The sequence below is a fragment of the Methylocapsa aurea genome (assembly GCF_000746085.1).
Lineage (GTDB): Bacteria > Pseudomonadota > Alphaproteobacteria > Rhizobiales > Beijerinckiaceae > Methylocapsa > Methylocapsa aurea.
Genome location: NZ_JQKO01000004.1, coordinates 206,247 through 222,366 on the forward strand (window position 1 = coordinate 206,247; position 16,120 = coordinate 222,366).

The following is a 16,120-nucleotide window of genomic DNA, read 5'->3' on the forward strand; positions in this document are numbered from 1 at the left end:
TGCTCATGCAGAGCGCATTAATCGATAATAACTCAAATATCCATATATAGGGCGACTGCCCCCGAAAAAGGCTTTGATAACTGAAAGATAACTGAAACGTAGAAGCGCCAGACCTAATACTCGGCAATCCAGCGTCGCATCACAAGACCCGTTTGAGCTAGAGTGTCGGTTCGCAGAGGTGAAGGGATTGACCGCCGGACAGCGCCAGGATCTTAATTTTCACCTATAGCGAAACGCTCAGCGGCCCGAAACGCCCCCAAAACAACGCGGCGCCGCATGCATTTCCAAGCCCCGACAACCTAGCTTTGGGTAACACACTTCCGGTTGTGCCACAATATCTTTGCGACAATTGCGCCTCCCGCTTCCGGATTCAGAATTAGCGCTGATTTAAGAGAGGCTTCCTTTCTTGACTTCAGTTACGCTAACTATACTTGCTTTCGTCAACACAAAGCCGATTGCCTTCCCTGTGAATCAAGGTCTCGACCGAGAGCGCGAAGTTCGGCGAAAAAAGGCCTCCCCCCGCGTTCAACGGCCATTTCACGTCGCTGGAAGACAGTTTCTAAAAAAGATGTTCGACTTTTTCGTTCGGAACATGCTCTAATTCCTTGGCTCTGAGCCTGTCCTTTTCGATCGAATGAGTCCATCGGGCGGGAAGCGCTGGAGAGCGGGCGCAGAAGACTCCCTCGGGCCTATTTCGGCGGGGCCCGCGCCCCAAACTTTGTGTTTCGAGCGATCCTATCTCGGGCTTGCGAGAAGAGAGAGTCTCGAAGGCGTCGCTTTAAGGAACCGCGATGACTCCACGTGATGGCGATCGGCTGCGCTCGGCCTTGGCGGCCGGGCTTTTTGGAACCTGTCCGCGCTGCGGCCGCGGTCATGTTTTCTCTGGTTTCCTCGCCGTAGCGCCGCGCTGCAGCCATTGCGGGCTCGATCTTGGCTTCGCAGACGCGGGCGACGGCCCCGCGGTCTTCGTCAGCCTCATCGGCGGCTTCGCCGTGCTCGGCGCGGCTTTATGGACGGAACTGCGTTATGAGCCGCCGCTCTGGCTTCATCTCGTGGTTTTCCTGCCCCTGACCCTGATCGTTTGCCTTGGCCTTTTGCGCCCGCTCAAAGGAATTCTTATCGCCTTGCAATATCGCAACAAGGCTGAACAGGGGCGGATCGAAGGCTGAAGATGCGCCGCCTCGCCTCCTTGTTATGGCCGGCCTTATTCACCTGCGCGGCGATGGCTATCCTCGTCTCCCTAGGCGTCTGGCAGCTCCAACGGCTCGCCTGGAAAGAGGGCGTGATCGCGCAAATCGAATCTCGCGCCAAGGCGGCGCCGCAGCCTTTGCCGGAGCCGGCGGAATGGCCAAATCTGCGCCCCGACTCTTATGAATACCGCCATGTTCATCTGGACGGCCGCTTCGAAAACGACAAGGAGGCGCTGGTTTTCCGCCCCTCGGGCGGCGGCTCTGGAATCAAAACGCCCGGCTATCTCGTGCTTACGCCGCTGCGGCTTCCCTCGGGCGCTTATGTCATCGTCAATCGCGGCTTCGTTCCGATGGATCGTAAGGAGCCGCAGGGGCGTCTTGCCGGAAAAATCGAGGGCGAGACCCGCGTCATCGGCCTGATGCGGCAGCCCGAATCCCGCAACGCCTTCACCCCGGCCGACAACCCGGCGAGCGGCCAGTATTTCACCCGGGACCCGGCCCTGATCGCGGCCCATTTCGGCTTGACGCAGGCGGCGCCCTTCAGCATCGACGCCGACGCCGAGCCAGTTCCCGGCGGATGGCCGAAAGGCGGCGCGACCGAGCTTTCCTTCCCGAACAATCATCTGTCCTACGCCTTGACCTGGTTTGGCCTCGCCTTGGCGCTTCTGGGCGTTTTTGTCGTTTTTGCCTGGCAAAAGCGCTGATCCATCGCTTATGGTCTTCGCCGCGTCGGCCTCTCCCCCCGCCCTTCCGGAGGTTCATGCTAAAGACCCCAATTCATTCACCCTTGGGAGCCAGGGCCTGTCCGTGAAATATATTTCGACGCGCGGCGAGGCGCCGCCGGTCTCCTTCACCGAAACGCTGATCGCCGGGCTTGCGCCCGACGGCGGCCTCTATCTGCCCGAATCCTACCCGGAGTTCGGCCATGGCGCGATCGCGGATTTCGCCGGACAGTCCTATGCGGATGTCGCCCAGGCGATCGTCGCGCCCTTCGTCGCGGGCGAAATCGAACCGCCCATTTTGCGCGGCATGATCGACGCCGCTTATGCGAGCTTCCGACATCCGGCCGTCGCTCCGCTCGTCCAGATCGACGCCAATCTTTTCGCGCTGGAGCTTTTTCATGGACGGACGCTCGCCTTCAAGGACATAGCGATGCAGCTCCTCGCGCGGCTGATCGATCATGTGCTTCAGGCGCGCGGGCAGCGGGCGACCATCGTCGGCGCGACCTCTGGCGACACCGGCGCCGCGGCGATCGAGGCGTTTCGCGGGCTGGCGCAGGTCGATGTGTTCATCCTCTATCCGCATGGCCGCGTATCGGAGGTGCAGCGCCGCCAGATGACGACGGTCGAGGGCGACAACATCCACGCCATTGCCCTTGAAGGCACGTTCGACGACGCCCAGGCCTGCATAAAGGCGTTGTTCAATCACGCAAATTTGCGCGAAGAGCTCAAGCTGAGCGGCGTCAATTCGATCAATTGGGTGCGCATCCTCGCCCAGACGGTCTATTATTTCACTAGCGCCGTCGCCTTGGGCGGCCCGAATCGAAAAATCTCCTATGTCGTGCCGACCGGCAATTTCGGCGATATTTTCGCCGGCTGGATCGCCAAGCGGATGGGCCTGCCAATCGAGCGGCTGGTGATCGCGACCAATTCGAACGATATTCTGGCGCGCGCGCTGGCCAGCGGCGCTTATGGCGTGACCGGCGTCCACGCCACCCAGTCGCCCTCGATGGACATCCAGGTCTCCTCGAATTTCGAGCGGCTTCTGTTCGAGGCGCATGGCCGGAACGCGGGGGCGCTGCGCACACTGATGGCGCGGCTGCGGCAATCGGGCGGCTTCACGATCGAACCGGCGCCGCTCAAAGCCATTCGCGCTGAGTTCGACGCATTCAGCGTCAACGAGACCGAAACGACGCAAGAGATCGCGCGGGCTTGGCGCGAGGCTGGCTATCTCGCCGATCCGCACACCGCGGTCGGCATCAACGCGGCCCGCCGAGCGCAGGCCCAAAACGGCAAGACCCCGCTCGTCGTCCTGGGCACGGCGCATCCGGCCAAGTTTCCCGACGCGATCGCATTGGCCACTGGCCAGCGGCCTCCCCTCCCCGCACATCTCGCCGGTCTCTTCGACAAAAAGGAGCATTTCACAATTCTGCCCAACGACCAGAAGGAAATCGAGCGATTCATTCGCGCCAGAGCCGGGCAAGCATCGCGGCGGGCCGCCTCATGAGCGCGACCGTCACCACCTTGCCCTCCGGCTTGCGCGTCGTCACCGATTGCATGGCCCATCTCGAGACCGCCGCGCTTGGCGTCTGGGTCGGCGCCGGCTCGCGGCACGAGCGGGCGAATGAGCACGGCCTGTCGCATCTCCTTGAACATATGGCGTTCAAGGGAACGCGGCGGCGTTCGGCGCGGGCGATCGCCGAGGAGATCGAATCGGCCGGCGGCGATCTCAATGCCGCGACCAGCACGGAGCACACTTCCTATTTTGCCCATGTGCTGGCCGAGGACGCTCCGCTGGCGCTCGACATTCTCGCCGACATCCTGACCGAAAGCACTTTCGATCCGGCCGAGCTGGAGCGCGAAAAGGACGTCATTCTCCAGGAAATCGGCGCGGTCGAGGATACGCCGGACGATCTCGTCTTCGATATTTTCAACGCCTCCGCCTTTCCAAACCAGCCGATCGGCCGGCCGATCCTCGGAACGCCCGAGCAGGTCTCAGGGTTCGGCAGGGAGGCCATCGGCGCCTATCTCGACGCCCATTATCGCAGCCGCGCGATCGTGATCGGCGCCGCCGGAGCGATTGATCACGAGCGCATTTGCGAAGAGGCGGAAAGCCGCTTCGGCGGCCTTTCAGCGGGTCGGATCGAAGCCGGCCACCCGCCGGCGCATTACCTTGGCGGCGAAATTCGCCTGAAACGCCGGCTCGAACAGGCCCATATCGTCATCGGCTTCGAAGGCCTCGCCTATGGGCACGAGGATTTCTACGCCATGCAGGTCTTCGCCAACGCCGTCGGCGGCGGCATGTCCTCGCGCCTGTTCCAGGAGGTGCGCGAAACCCGCGGCCTCGCCTATTCGATCCATGCCTTCCATTGGGGCTATTCGGACGCCGGCCTGTTCGGATTCTATGCCGCGACAGGCGCCAGGGACGTTCCCGAGCTGGTGCCGGTCGCTCTGGGTTGCCTTGCCGAGGCGGCGCAAACGCTCACCGAGGCCGAAGCGCGCCGGGCCAAAGCGCAGATGAAAGTCTCGCTGCTCGCCGCGCTGGAGTCGCCAACCGCCCGGTGCGAGCAGATCGCCCGCCAGGTCATGGCCTTTGGCCGCGTCCTCAGCCGCGATGAAATCATCGCAAAAATCGACAGCTTGGATATTCTGCATATCCGCCGCGCTGGCGCGCGGGCGCTGGGGTCCGCGCCGACGGTGGCGGCGATCGGCCCCGTGGCCAAGGTTTTGACCCCCGACCGCGTCGCCGAGCGGCTGCGGGCCATTTGACAAGGATCTGCCGCTTGGCTCTTTTCCGTCTCGGGCCGACGAGCGAAAGCGCAACTTGCGTGCAGGGCGAGGGCGTCTATCTGCGCCCTCCGGAAATGCGCGATTTCGAAGCCTGGGCGGGCCTGCGCGAGCGCAGCCGGGCTTTTCTGACGCCCTGGGAGCCGACCTGGCCTGGAGATGACCTGACGCGGACCTCGTTCCGGCGCCGGCTGCGCCGCCATCGCCAGGAAATCGACGGCGACGAGGCCTATCCTTTTCTCATTTTTCGTGAAGATCACGTCCTGCTTGGCGGCCTGACCCTCGGCCAGGTCAAACGCGGCGTCGTCCAGGCCGCGACCCTCGGCTATTGGATCGGCGCGCCTTACGCCGGCAAGGGCTACATGTCCCGCGCGGTCCGGGCGGTGACCGGCTTCGCCTTCTCCAACCTCCGGCTGCACCGGATCGAAGCATCGTGCCTGCCCCATAACGAAGCCTCGATCAAGCTTTTGGAGCGCATCGGCTTCACCCGCGAAGGCTTTGCCCGCTCCTATCTGCGCATCAATGGCGTCTGGCAGGATCACCTGCTATATGGCCTGCTCGAATCCGACCCCGCTCCGCTGCGTCTGCCGAAGCGGGAGCAGGGCTGACCCAGCCGCCGGGGCGGATCGCATCGGGTTGCAGGCGAGCGGAAATGGTTCGCCTTTTGCTGTGTCCGGTCCCAAACCCAACAAGGAGGCGCAGATGTCAGACCCGAAACCGCTCGAGGAAAAGATCGACGAACTCCATGCGATCATCGCCGCGCTCACCGCGTTCATCGCGGAGATCCCGGACGCGAAACACGTCGAAATGCCTAAGCTCAAAGCCGCCATTGGCGAGAATAAGAGCTTGACCGAAGCCCAGAAGAAGGTCGCGATCGACGCCGCGCGGGAGCTGAAACACGCGGTCCAGGCGAAGGGGGAGCATTAGGGGCTGCCCATCGGGGCGCGCGACTTTGGTCGATCGGCAGAGGCTTCCACGCTTTGGTTTCGAGGGCGGCGCGATCGGGTGATTCCGTTCAATCGAGCCGCGCCCTTGGTAGAAAGCCCCGTCTGCCAGCGCGTTCATTTGTAGTCAGGGTCAGGTTTCGTCCGGGTTACGCTCGAGTGTTAAAGAGCCTGAGCATATTGGAGCGAAGTGGATGCCGGTTTGCTCAAAAATGCTGTGGAAGAGGAGAGTTTGACTCGCCATCCCGGCAGCCGGATTGTTGGTTTGCTCAGGTCATGCGCTTTGCCATGTCGGCTTTGCGTGCGATCATCTTTTCGGCAAGCGCGATGCCGCCGCCATTCTCGGCGACGACCCTCCGAATCGAAGCGTCCGGAATTCGCGTCACCACTGCGATTGCCTCATTGATCTCGACAGGGCTCATATCTGCAAAAAGCCTGACTGCGTGAGGGTTGTCCACGTTCTTGCGCAGCGTGTCGAGTTCGCGAACGCATGCGCCGAACGCCTTGCCCTTCGGGTCCCCCTGCGCCCGAAACTCCAGCGCGCCTCCGACGTCGAGCGTCGTGACCACTCCGTCGACGACGCCCTGATTGTCGCCGTCGAATCCAGCTGCATCCCAGTTGGCTGTCCATGCATGCACACCGAGCCAGCGCCGCGCCTGTCTGCGCTCGCTGTCGCTGAGACGCGAAATATGCTTCTTATCAAGCTCGACAAACTCGGTCGCGATCTGATTTAGCTCCTTTGCGCTCACATAGGTCAGCGTCGGCGCCCCGGCCAGCTGGTAGAGCTTCGCCGCAATGATCTCGTTGCGCGCGTGCGCGGGCGATTCCAGCGACTTCACGTAGAACCGCCGACCTTCCTTGTCCTGATAGACGCCAGCCAAATTGCTTCCCATCTGCCGGCCGATCTTTTGCATAGTCGCTGTGTCGATGACATTGTCATTGATGGCGATCATATTATGGCCGTCGTCCGTCTGACCAGCGCCAGCTGCGCCGGCGTTTCGATCGCGCCTTTGCGCGCGCGGCGGACGTCCCGGATTGCCTGCTCAGGCGCCGCGCCCAATTCAACTAGAAGCCGGGCGGCAATCATGCCAGCCCGCCCGAGGCCGCCCTTGCAATGCACGAGCACATCGGCGCCGCTACGCAGCAGCGCACGGATTTCTCGGCCATGCGTCTCCCATTGCTTCTCGAAGGCCTCGGTCGGAACCGAGTAGTCCGCGATGGGCAGATGTCGCCAATCGAGCCCCAGGCCTCGGATTTCCGAGCCGAGATGAGGCACCTTGAGCGCCGCGAGTTCGGCCGGCTCAACCAACGTCAGCACCAGACGCGCGCCCCATGCGGCGATGACGTCGAGATCCGCCGAGAGATCGCGCGCCCAGGCCCCCGTGCTCGCGGCGTCGTCATGCTTACCGGGGCAGAATGTAATCCCGATCCGCCCATGCGAGGAGCTTGCGCGCACTTCCGCGATCTGAAGGGGGTGTGTCTGGCTTGTGCGCAAAGCGGTCATCTAACGCCACCCATCAAACGTCAACTATGTTTCAATCCCCGCCTACCTCAAAACCGACGTAAACGCCCCTTAAACACCCCACCCTTGCCGGCCGCGCGAACAAGCCTTACCAATCTCTGTTCAAAATCGGCTTGATCCGCTGCGTTTTTGCGGGCCATCGTCCATCAAGGCAGGGCAAAGAACTTTTGTCGAGCATTGCGCGTTTTCTCGGGTTCCTGATCGCCCTCGCGGGTCTTGCGGCTGGACTTGGCCCGGCTAGAGCGATCGAATCGGTGCGGGTTCCGCTCGATGCGCGGGCGATCGACCTGACCAAGGCGATCGAAAGCTACCACTCCGAAGGCGACCGCCTGCTCGTCTCGACCGCCCCCGGCTCCGACGGCATCGTCCGCCGCATCGAGGTGCGGGCGCGCGAGGAAGGGACGCGGCCAAGCTGGATCGTCTTCGCGCTCACCAACGACACCAGCGAGCAGATCGAGCGGCTGATCGTCGCGCCGCATTTCCGGCTGGTCGGCTCCGGCGTGATATGGCCCGATCTTGGCGCCTCGCGCATCTCCGCCATCACCGCGAGCCAGGGATTTCCGCCCGAGCGCGATGAGAGCGCCGACGCCGACGTGTTCCGGCTGACCCTCGATCCCGGCACCACCGTCACCTATGTCGCCGAATTGCGAACGCCCAACCTGCCCCAGCTCAATCTCTGGGAGCCCGACGCCTACAAGGACAAGGTCACCAGCCTCGCCCTCTACAAAGGCATTGTCATCGGCGTCGCCGGGCTGCTGGCGCTGTTCCTCACCATCGTCTTCGTCGTCAAGGGCGCGGTGATCTTCCCAGCCGCCGCCGCGCTCGCCTGGACGGTCCTCGCCTATGTCTGCATCGATTTCGGGTTCTGGAGCAAGATCTTCGGCACCGAAGGCCAATCCGACCGGATCTGGCGCGCCGGCGCCGAGACGATTCTGGCCGCGACGCTGCTGGTTTTTCTGTTCGCCTATCTCAACCTCAACCGCTGGCATGTGCGCGCCTCCCATGTCGCGACGGTCTGGCTGATTTTCCTCGCGGCCCTGGTCGGCCTCGCGGTCTATGACGCCCCGGTCGCGGCCGGCGTCGCGCGCATCTCGCTCGCGACCATCGCCGCGGTCGGCTTCGTCTTGGTGCTCTATCTAGCGATCCATGGCTATGACCGCGCGGTCATGCTGATTCCTACTTGGTTTCTGCTCCTCGTCTGGATTGTCGGCGCGGCCTTCACCGTGACGGGAGCGCTGACCAATGATCTCGTGTCCCCCGCGCTGATCGGCGGCCTCGTGCTCATTGTCATGCTGATCGGCTTCACGATCATGCAGAATGCCTTCGTTGGCGGCGCGCTCGGCCATGGCGCGGTGTCCGACGTCGAGCGCAAGGCGCTGGCGTTGACCGGCAGCGGCGACACGATCTTCGATTGGGACGTCGCGGCGGACCGGGTCTATGTCAGTCCGGAAATCGAGCTTCAATTGGGCCTTGGCCGCGGCGCGCTCGAAGGGCCCGCCGCCGCTTGGCTCGACGTCTTGCATCCGCAGGAAAGAGATCGCTATCGCGCCTGCCTCGATGCGATGCTCGAGCAGAGGCGCGGTCGGATCAACCAGGATTTTCGCCTGCGCGCCGCCGACGGGCAGCATTTCTGGTTCCGCCTGAAGGCGCGGCCGGTCGTCGGCCCTGATGGCGAAGTGCTCCGGATCGTCGGCTCGCTCAGCGACATCACCGAGACCAAGACCGCCGAAGAACGCCTTCTGCACGATGCCGTGCATGACAATCTGACCGGCCTGCCCAATCGCGAGCTTTTCTTCGATCGCCTTGAGGCGGCTCTGGCCTTCGCCCAAACCGACAGCAAGATCCGCCCCACCGTCATCAGCATCGACATCGACCGGTTCAAGCAGGTCAACGAGGTCGTCGGGCTCTCGGCCGGCGACTCCATCCTCCTGACGCTCGCCCGCCGCCTCAGCCGCATCCTGAAGCCGCAAGACACGCTGGCGCGGCTCTCCGGAGATCAATTCGCGGCCCTGATCGTTTCGGAAACCGAGACCGACCAAATCACCGCTCTCGCCAATGTGGCGCGCCGGGTCGCCTCGACGCCAGTGACCTTCAGCGACCGCGAGATCCCTTTGACCGCCTCGATCGGCCTGGCGCTCTACGATCCGCAGCTGCATGCAAAGCGCGAGGACATGCTCAAAGACGCGGAGATAGCGATGCGGCATGGCAAGCGCATGGGCGGCAACCGGATCGAAGTGTTCCGCGCTTCGATGCGGACGCTGCGCTCGGACCGGTTCGGCCTCGCGGCGGATTTGCGCCGCGCGCTCGACCGCGGCGAGATGAAAGTCTTTTTTCAGCCGATCGTGCGGCTCGAGGATCGCACCGTCGCCGGCTTCGAAGCGCTGCTGCGCTGGGAGCATCCCCGTCTCGGGCGGCTCAGCCCAGCAGAATTCATTCAGGTCGCGGAAGAAACCGGGGCCATTATCGATCTAGGAATTTTCGCGCTCGAGCGCACCGCGGGCGAACTTGCCGCCTGGCAGCGGGCGCTCGACGTCGATCCGCCGATCTTCGCCAGCGTCAACATTTCGTCGCGGCAATTGCTCCGCCACGACCTTCTGCATGACGTCAGGGCGGTGCTGAACCGCTGCTCCGTCCGGCGCGGCAGTTTGAAGCTGGAGCTGACCGAGAGCCTGGTCATGGAAAATCCGGAATATGCCGCGCAAATGCTGACTCGCATCCGGGAGCTCGGCGCCGGCCTCTCGCTCGATGATTTCGGCACCGGCTATTCATCCCTCGCCTATCTGCAAAGGTTTCCGTTCGACACGATCAAGATCGACAGGTCCTTCGTTCGCCAGACCGGCAATGGCGCGCGGCCGGTCATCCTGCGCTCGATCGTAACCTTGGCGCATGATCTGGGCATGGAGGTCGTCGCCGAAGGCGCCGAGGCGGAATCCGATGCGATCGAACTCTACCAGCTCGGCTGCGAATATGCGCAGGGTTATGCCTTTGGCCACCCGATCAGCGCAATGGAGGCGCGCAAGCTCGTCGGCGCGGCGACGATCGCGGCTTGAAGAGGATCCTGCGTCAAACCAGAGGCCGCCTTAGCGAAGGCGCGGGTTTAAGCGTGACCGGCTTCCGACGACAGCCGCCCGAGATCGATTCCGACTTTGCGCAGCGCGCGCTCATATTTGGAGCCCAAGGCGGGGTCGAAGATGAGCGACGGATCGGCCGGGCAATTGAGCCAGCCATTGTCCTGCATCTCCGCCTCGAGCTGTCCCGCGGACCAGCCCGCATAGCCCAAGGCAAAGATCGCTTGATCGGGGCCAGCGCCCCGCGCGATGGCGCGAAGGATGTCGATCGTCGCGGTCAAGGACACGCCGCCGGTGATCGGCAAAGTCGAATTATCGATGAAAAAATCATTGGAATGGAGCACGAAGCCCCTGCCGGTCTCCACCGGGCCGCCCTTGAGGACCTGAACCGACCCAGCCTGGGCCGGCAAGCGGATCGCCTCATCAGGGCCGATCACTTCAAGTTGAACAAGAAGTTCCGGAAAATTGACCTTGGCCGCGGGCCGATTGACGATGATTCCCATCGCGCCCTCCTCGGAATGGGCGCAAACATAAATGACCGACCGAGCGAAGCGATTGTCAGCCATGCCAGGCATGGCGACAAGCAATTGCCCGTCAAGAAAATCGCCGTGGCCTTGCCGCATCGCTGTTGGAGGCTTTATCGTTCCCATCTTCTTCGCCCTAACTGACTTCTTCGTGCTAACTGATCTTAAAATCCAGCCGCAGATCAAGACCTATATAAGAACGGATTGCGGCTCCCGCCCCGGCTAAATAAGTTGGCCTTTGAACTTGGCAAGCGATCGGCAATGTTCCCATGCAAATGTCTTTCCAGCTTTTCCACTCTCCGGGTAAGTGCGCTATCGCACTTTCCATCGCCGCGCTTGCGCCGCTGTTTTTTTCGATCCAATCGCGCTCCGATTCAGGCCCGCTTCCTTCCGGGAGTTCTTCCGCGAGCGCGTGGAGTTCCGGACATAAATCCGCCGTGCGGCTCATTGCCGTCAACCAGGGGCCGGCGCAAGGTTTCTACCGCGCCGGCGCCGAAATTCGCCTGGACCCCGGCGCGATCACCTATTGGCGAACTCCGGGCGAGGCGGGCGCCCCGCCGGTCTTCGACTTCGAAGGCTCCGAAAACGTCGCCGATGTCGCCGTCCTCTATCCCGTCCCGACGCGAATCGACGAATCCGGAACCGAGGTTTACGGATATCGCCAGGAGGTAATTTTTCCGCTCCACGTGACGCCGAAGGACGGCGCCCGTCCCGCGCTCTTGGCGTTAACCCTCAAATTTGCCGTCTGCGAGCGCATCTGCCTGCCGGCCCAGGCCGAGGCCAACCTGCCGCTCGCACCGCTCAAAGGAGTCGTGACCGGCGGCGCGGGCGGCGGGCAGGAGGCAGCGCTCGCGATGGCCGAAGCAACGGTCCCGGCCCGCCTCACCGCCATGGAGCGGGACGCCAAAATAGCCATAGCGAGGGATCGGGGACAACAAGCGCCAACCTGGCGGCTGACCATCCAAAACCGCGAAACGAAACCAGCGGAAGAGGCGCAAGATCCCCTCATGCAAGACCTTTTCGCCGAAGCCCCCGAGGGCTGGTTTTTTGAAACCCGCAAAGCCGACCGCCCGAACGAATTCCTGATCGTCGAATCAGAAAGGCCCAAGGCCGATGCCGGCCCCCCGCCGCCGGTGGTCTTGACCTTGAAGCAACCAGGCCGAAGTTACGAGTTCACAGCCGAACTCGGCGGCGCATCCCTCGTTTCCAAGGATCGCTAGAGCGCATTCAGAGTCAGCGGAATCAGAAAGCGCTCTAATTCTCTATCTTCTCGCGTTGTCTTAGCGCTAGTCGCCACTTCGCTCGAAAGTGCTCTAGGATCGCGCCTGATAACAACGCCATAAAAGGCATGATCGATTCAATTTGAAACAATCATGGTCTAGACTGTGTTCTCGGGCCATGCCTCATAAAGGCCGGCTCGGAACGCCAAAGCCTTGGCGGCGTAAGGAGCAAGACGATGTCGATCAAGATTGGAGACTCCCTTCCCAAGGCCACATTTACGGTCATGACGCCGGACGGTCCCAAACTGCGGACCACGGACGAGATTTTCAAGGGCAGAAGGGTCGTGCTGTTCGGCGTCCCCGGCGCCTTCACGCCGACATGCAGCGCCAGCCACTTGCCGGGATTTCGCGACAAGGCCGACGAATTGAAGAGCAAGGGAATCGATGAAATCGCCGTCGCCAGCGTCAATGACGTCTTCGTCATGGACGCCTGGGCGAAAGCTGCGAATGCTGAGGCCAAGATTAGTTTTCTCGCCGATGGCAACGGCGATTTCGCCAATGCTCTCGGGCTGTCGCTCGACCTCACGGAACGCGGACTCGGCGTCCGCTCGCAGCGCTATTCGATGCTTGTCGAGGATGGCGTCGTCCGCACGCTCAACGTCGAAGAGGCCCCGGGCAAGGCCGAAATCTCAAGCGCCGAAGCCTTGTTGACGCAGATTTAGAGCGCTTTCCGATTGAATGGACTCATTCGATCGATCAGAAATCGCTCCAGTGTCAAAGAGTCCGAGCCTTTTCCGAATAGATTGAACCAATCTGTTTGGAATAGGCTCGAGAGCATTGCTCTAAAGGCGATCGGACTCTGCCGGCCGGCCCGTCACAATGCGGGCGTTGCTCGACCGCGCGCCGGCAGATACGGCGCCATTCCTTGCCGGGCGAGCGCATCGGCCCGCTCATTCATCGCGTCGCCCGCATGGCCCTTGACCCAACGCCAATCGATCGCGTGGGGCGCGGCCGCCGCTTCAAGTCTTTGCCAGAGCTCGACATTTTTGACGGGTTTCTTGTCCGCCGTGCGCCAGCCATTGCGTTTCCAGGAGGAGATCCAGCCGGTGATGCCGCCTTTGAGGTAGTTCGAGTCGGTATAAAGATGGACCACGCAAGCGCGGTTCAAGGCTTCGAGCGCCTGGATCGCGGCGGTGAGCTCCATGCGATTATTGGTCGTCAGGGCTTCGCCGCCGCAAAGCTCTTTTCTAAGATCGCCAAAGGCGAGGATCGCGCCCCATCCGCCGGGGCCGGGATTTCCCGAACAGGCGCCGTCGGTCCAGATCGTCACTTCTTTGCTCATTGCCGCAAACCAAGTTCGCGGGCGCCGCCGGCGCTCTGATGGAACTGCAGTTTCCGCACATATTCGAGCGGATCCTTCGGATGCACCAATGCGCCCTCTGGGACATTTAACCAATCGACGAGGCGCGTCAGAGCAAAGCGCAAGGCCGCGCCGCGGGCTAGGATCGGGAGCGCCTCGACTTCCTCCGGCCTCAAAGCGCGGATGCGCTCATAGGCGGCGAAAAAGGCCTTCGCCTTGGCGGCGTTGAAAGAGCAATCGGCTTCGAAACACCAAGCATTGAGACAGATTGCGAGGTCATAGGCGAGATCGTCCGTGCAGGCGAAATAGAAATCGATCAGCCCCGATAGTTTATCCTCAAGAAACAAGACGTTATCGGGAAAGAGATCGGCGTGGATGACGCCGCGCGGCAAACCTGCCGGCCATGCCGCCGCCAGGAAGATGAGCTCCTTCTCGATCAACTCGGCCAGCCCGGGCCGCACCTCGTTGGCGCGGCCGCGCACTTCGTCGAACAGGGCCGGCCACGCATTCAAGCCCAATGCGTTGGAGCGAGACCCCGCGAAATCGGCGCCGGCCAGATGCAGCTTCCCGAGCGCTTCGCCAAGAGAGGCGCAGCTTTTGGCGTCCGGATGATTGCGCCAAATGCCTTCGAGGAAAGTCACGATCGCCGCCGGGCGTCCTTTGATCCGTCCGAGCGCGCCGCCGAACCTGTTTCTCACAGGCTGCGGACAATTAAGCCCATGCGTGGCAAGATGTTCCATGAGCCCGAGGAAAAATGGCAGGTTCTCCTCCTCGACGCGCTTTTCATATAGCGTGAGAATGAAATAGCCCGCGTCGACATGCAGAAGAAAATTCGAGTTCTCGACCCCTTCTGCGATTCCCTTCAGCGCGAGAACGCGGCCAAGCTCATAATCGCCGAGAAAAAGGGTCAGGTCCGCGTCGGTTACTTCGGTGTAAACGGCCATAACGGATCCGGCGCGGGTCACAAGGCCGGCGACTGCCGCTGGCCGATTTGGTGTTAACGACAGGGACGAGACAGGTCAAACGCCGGTGTGGAAGGCCGCACCGCGGGTCGCTTCGTTATGGCCAAGAGCCGAAGCTTTTTCATGGTAAAGTGACGCCGCGCGATGCAAGAGCTGATGGGCGCGCCGGCGTCAACGCAATGGAGGATTGGCCTTATGCCAAATGGTCGCCGCATATTCGCTCTCCGCGCTCTGGCCCTGCCCTTCCTTTGCGCCTGTCTTTTGCTCGCCCCGGCAGCCGCCTTCGCGACCGAGGACTCCGTTCGCAATGCGCTCGCGAAGATAGACTGCGTGCGGGGGACGTTTAAAGATTACTACCGTCAGGGCGAAGGCGGCGATCCGCCGCCCGACTATGCTGGCAGGACGTTCGCGCTCAGTCAGAACTATCCCAACCAATTGCCGCCCATGGAAAGTTATCCGTGGCTCAAAATTGCCTTCAAAGATGGCGGCCCCATCGACCCGAGAGCCTATTTGCAGGCGCTGCTCGACTATGGCTTGGAGGGCAATGTCGAGGTCGACTTCTATGTCGAGGACAACAAAAAGCGAAAATGGTACGGGATGCCATGGATGGACTGGAACACCGAGGTCGCATCGGACTGGCCGGGAACCGACGGCCGCGAATTCGTCCATGGATTCACGCATGAGTTCGATTCGTCCGGCAATACGCTCAGCACGCTCCAGAAAGACTTCGTCGACACTTGGTCCGGGGCCTATTTCAACGACCGCGCCGGCTTCGGCATCGGACAGGTCTATTGCAATCCGGACGATCCCAAACCCGGCGCGCTCAATCCAGATCCGACCGGCCGCAACAACATGGCCAACGGCTCCTACATCATCAAGCTGCTCTTCTCGACGGTGACCGAGGATCAGTTGCCGATCGCGAAGAATGCGCTCGAGTGGAAAGCCCATGTCTTCGTCAATGACGATCCGCGCTGGCGAAACCAGGGGCCGCTCTCCCGCTTCGAGCGCGCCATAGGCGTCGTCCGGCTGATCCAGATCGACGTTGCGGTTCGCGACGACCGCAGCGCCACGGGATGGCTCCTCGGCACCTTCGGCTATGACGGCAACGCCAAGGGGAGCTCCCCGTGGAAGCGGATGGTCCCGCTCGGGCTTCAATGGGGCAACAGTCCGAAGGCCACCTTCGCGGAAACCTGCTCCGGACCCAATGGCCCCTGCGATCGGAAAAAACTGACCGAGCAATGGATCAACGAGCAGGCTGTGAAGGAACTGGCGAGGCCGCCGCTGAGCTTCAATCATCTCGGCTATGGCGGGCGGCTCGCGGGCCCTGTCGACAACGCCAGAGCCTCCTGCATGGGGTGCCATCAGACCGCCGGTTTCCCGAGCGTGGCGATCCTGCCGGAGTTCTCGGCCAATGGAGCGCTGTTGAAACTCGATGGCGAGAAGGAGCCTCACACCGAGCAAGGCTTCCGGCTGATGTATTATGGGAACGTCGCCTCCGGCGCGGTCTTCAGCGATACGCAGCTCTACTCCTCAGACTATTCGCTGCAGCTCTCGATGAGCCTCCAGAATTTCATCTCGCTGCACTGCCCGCAAAGGCCGCAAGAAGCGAGCGCGCCCCGACCGTCCATCTGCGCGCAACTCGCCAACTGGTCGAGCACGCAGAAGAAGGCGATCGACGATCTCCTGATTTTCGGCGCGCCGGGACCCGATGGCGGCCCCCTGCCGAAGTCGCCGGACAAGGAGGAACGGCGGTAGCGGGATGACTCCTCTGCATCGTTTTCGTCGGAACCAACGACGCCTCTTTGGGGAATGTGCCCGGCAATG

Annotated in this window: 16 protein-coding genes; 10 read left to right on the forward strand and 6 right to left on the reverse strand. The window is 62.2% G+C overall.

From position 1 onward, the window contains the following. Positions 1-791: 791 nt before the first annotated feature. The 6 genes from DL86_RS04025 to DL86_RS04050 all read left to right on the forward strand — a co-directional run bounded on the left by DL86_RS04025 (position 792) and on the right by DL86_RS04050 (position 5,623). A complete protein-coding gene (locus DL86_RS04025; protein WP_036258384.1) occupies positions 792-1,169 on the forward strand; it encodes a DUF983 domain-containing protein in 378 nt (125 codons plus the stop codon). A gap of 2 nt (positions 1,170-1,171) precedes the next feature. Beyond that, entirely contained in the window at positions 1,172-1,894 is a 723-nt protein-coding gene (locus tag DL86_RS04030; RefSeq protein ID WP_036258387.1) for an SURF1 family protein, read from the forward strand. A 103-nt stretch (positions 1,895-1,997) separates the two neighbouring features. Further along, entirely contained in the window at positions 1,998-3,416 is a 1,419-nt protein-coding gene (thrC, locus tag DL86_RS04035) for a threonine synthase (RefSeq protein ID WP_036258646.1), read from the forward strand. After that, positions 3,413-4,678, forward strand: a complete 1,266-nt coding sequence (locus DL86_RS04040) for a M16 family metallopeptidase (RefSeq protein ID WP_036258388.1) — start codon at positions 3,413-3,415, stop codon at positions 4,676-4,678. Before thrC ends, DL86_RS04040 begins: the two co-directional genes overlap by 4 nt. 14 nt (positions 4,679-4,692) lie before the next feature. Then, positions 4,693-5,304, forward strand: coding sequence for a GNAT family N-acetyltransferase (locus tag DL86_RS04045; protein ID WP_036258389.1), 612 nt, complete (start codon positions 4,693-4,695; stop codon positions 5,302-5,304). Between the two features lie 94 nt (positions 5,305-5,398). Then, positions 5,399-5,623, forward strand: coding sequence for a hypothetical protein (locus tag DL86_RS04050; RefSeq protein ID WP_156964464.1), 225 nt, complete (start codon positions 5,399-5,401; stop codon positions 5,621-5,623). 286 nt (positions 5,624-5,909) lie between these two features. On the opposite strand, the gene DL86_RS04055 is transcribed toward DL86_RS04050, so the two are convergent. Together DL86_RS04055 and DL86_RS04060 are read right to left on the reverse strand one after the other, a co-directional pair. After that, positions 5,910-6,554, reverse strand: coding sequence for a hypothetical protein (locus DL86_RS04055; RefSeq protein ID WP_202899157.1), 645 nt, complete (start codon positions 6,552-6,554; stop codon positions 5,910-5,912). 35 nt (positions 6,555-6,589) lie between these two features. Next, entirely contained in the window at positions 6,590-7,144 is a 555-nt protein-coding gene (locus DL86_RS04060) for a cyclin-dependent kinase inhibitor 3 family protein (protein WP_036258398.1), read from the reverse strand. A 194-nt stretch (positions 7,145-7,338) separates the two neighbouring features. Here DL86_RS04060 and DL86_RS04065 point away from each other — a divergent pair, with 194 nt between their 5' ends. After that, positions 7,339-10,212 carry a sensor domain-containing phosphodiesterase gene (locus DL86_RS04065; protein ID WP_245276231.1) on the forward strand — a complete coding sequence of 958 codons (2,874 nt, stop codon included), beginning with the start codon at positions 7,339-7,341 and terminating at the stop codon, positions 10,210-10,212. 47 nt (positions 10,213-10,259) lie between these two features. Here DL86_RS04065 and DL86_RS04070 read toward each other — a convergent pair whose 3' ends face one another. Together DL86_RS04070 and DL86_RS20080 are read right to left on the reverse strand one after the other, a co-directional pair. Further along, a complete protein-coding gene (locus DL86_RS04070; RefSeq protein WP_051952643.1) occupies positions 10,260-10,880 on the reverse strand; it encodes a YqgE/AlgH family protein in 621 nt (206 codons plus the stop codon). 28 nt (positions 10,881-10,908) lie between these two features. Continuing rightward, the gene (locus DL86_RS20080) at positions 10,909-11,202 is read right to left on the reverse strand and encodes a hypothetical protein (RefSeq protein WP_162180387.1); all 294 of its coding nucleotides are present in this window, start codon (positions 11,200-11,202) and stop codon (positions 10,909-10,911) included. Between DL86_RS20080 and DL86_RS18575 the strand changes: the two genes are divergently transcribed. Together DL86_RS18575 and DL86_RS04080 are read left to right on the forward strand one after the other, a co-directional pair. Further along, positions 11,192-11,974 (forward strand): protein-disulfide reductase DsbD domain-containing protein, encoded by a 783-nt coding sequence (locus DL86_RS18575; protein WP_162180388.1) that lies wholly within the window; start codon positions 11,192-11,194, stop codon positions 11,972-11,974. The genes DL86_RS20080 and DL86_RS18575 overlap by 11 nt on opposite strands. 236 nt (positions 11,975-12,210) lie before the next feature. Continuing rightward, positions 12,211-12,696, forward strand: coding sequence for a peroxiredoxin (locus tag DL86_RS04080; protein ID WP_036258412.1), 486 nt, complete (start codon positions 12,211-12,213; stop codon positions 12,694-12,696). A 152-nt stretch (positions 12,697-12,848) separates the two neighbouring features. On the opposite strand, the gene rnhA is transcribed toward DL86_RS04080, so the two are convergent. Both rnhA and thrB read right to left on the reverse strand, forming a co-directional pair. Then, the gene (gene rnhA / locus DL86_RS04085; RefSeq protein ID WP_036258415.1) at positions 12,849-13,316 is read right to left on the reverse strand and encodes a ribonuclease HI; all 468 of its coding nucleotides are present in this window, start codon (positions 13,314-13,316) and stop codon (positions 12,849-12,851) included. Then, on the reverse strand, positions 13,313-14,278 hold the full coding sequence (gene thrB / locus DL86_RS04090; protein ID WP_036258419.1) for a homoserine kinase: 966 nt from the start codon (positions 14,276-14,278) through the stop codon (positions 13,313-13,315). Before thrB ends, rnhA begins: the two co-directional genes overlap by 4 nt. 213 nt (positions 14,279-14,491) lie before the next feature. Between thrB and DL86_RS04095 the strand changes: the two genes are divergently transcribed. Further along, complete coding sequence (locus tag DL86_RS04095) at positions 14,492-16,051, forward strand: hypothetical protein (RefSeq protein ID WP_036258650.1); 1,560 nt, start codon at positions 14,492-14,494, stop codon at positions 16,049-16,051. Positions 16,052-16,120: the final 69 nt, after the last annotated feature.

Excerpts from the sequence above, each read along its gene's own strand:
- DL86_RS20080 (WP_162180387.1), bottom strand. The coding sequence starts at position 11,202 with ATGAGCCGCACGGCGGATTTATGTCCGGAACTCCACGCGCTCGCGGAA.
- DL86_RS04055 (WP_202899157.1), bottom strand. The coding sequence starts at position 6,554 with ATGCAAAAGATCGGCCGGCAGATGGGAAGCAATTTGGCTGGCGTCTAT.
- DL86_RS04025 (WP_036258384.1), top strand. The coding sequence starts at position 792 with ATGACTCCACGTGATGGCGATCGGCTGCGCTCGGCCTTGGCGGCCGGG.
- DL86_RS04095 (WP_036258650.1), top strand. The coding sequence starts at position 14,492 with ATGCCAAATGGTCGCCGCATATTCGCTCTCCGCGCTCTGGCCCTGCCC.
- thrB (WP_036258419.1), bottom strand. The coding sequence starts at position 14,278 with ATGGCCGTTTACACCGAAGTAACCGACGCGGACCTGACCCTTTTTCTC.
- DL86_RS04030 (WP_036258387.1), top strand. The coding sequence starts at position 1,172 with ATGCGCCGCCTCGCCTCCTTGTTATGGCCGGCCTTATTCACCTGCGCG.
- DL86_RS04040 (WP_036258388.1), top strand. The coding sequence starts at position 3,413 with ATGAGCGCGACCGTCACCACCTTGCCCTCCGGCTTGCGCGTCGTCACC.
- DL86_RS04060 (WP_036258398.1), bottom strand. The coding sequence starts at position 7,144 with ATGACCGCTTTGCGCACAAGCCAGACACACCCCCTTCAGATCGCGGAA.
- DL86_RS04050 (WP_156964464.1), top strand. The coding sequence starts at position 5,399 with ATGTCAGACCCGAAACCGCTCGAGGAAAAGATCGACGAACTCCATGCG.
- rnhA (WP_036258415.1), bottom strand. The coding sequence starts at position 13,316 with ATGAGCAAAGAAGTGACGATCTGGACCGACGGCGCCTGTTCGGGAAAT.
- DL86_RS04080 (WP_036258412.1), top strand. The coding sequence starts at position 12,211 with ATGTCGATCAAGATTGGAGACTCCCTTCCCAAGGCCACATTTACGGTC.
- DL86_RS04070 (WP_051952643.1), bottom strand. The coding sequence starts at position 10,880 with ATGGGAACGATAAAGCCTCCAACAGCGATGCGGCAAGGCCACGGCGAT.